This window comes from Pantoea sp. SIMBA_079, assembly GCF_046940275.1.
In the GTDB taxonomy this organism is placed as follows: domain Bacteria; phylum Pseudomonadota; class Gammaproteobacteria; order Enterobacterales; family Enterobacteriaceae; genus Pantoea; species Pantoea borealis.
On record NZ_JAWRYR010000734.1, the window covers coordinates 1 to 246 of the forward strand.

Annotated in this window: 1 protein-coding gene; it reads right to left on the bottom strand. The window is 71.1% G+C overall.

Features of this window, described 5'->3' with window-relative positions; genetic code table 11:
* Positions 1–246 (bottom strand): amidase family protein (locus tag SB719_RS21895; protein ID WP_412159995.1); only part of this gene is annotated, 246 nt, incomplete at both ends.

Here is a 246-nt window from a genome sequence, read left to right on the forward strand (position 1 = left end):
CGTACTCGAAGCTCGGCGCGCTGACCTCGACGATCTCGGCGCCGGCGGACTCCAGCAGGGCCAGCGACTCGTCGAAGCGCTGCTTCACTCCGGCCTGGAAGCCTTCTCCGGCGATCTCGCGGATCACGCCGACGCGGACGCCGTCCAGGGCGCCCTCACGGAGCCCGGCACGCGCAGCATCCGCCATGGACGGCCAGGTGTCGGTCAGCGACGTCGAATCGAGCGGGTCGTGGCCGCCGATCACGT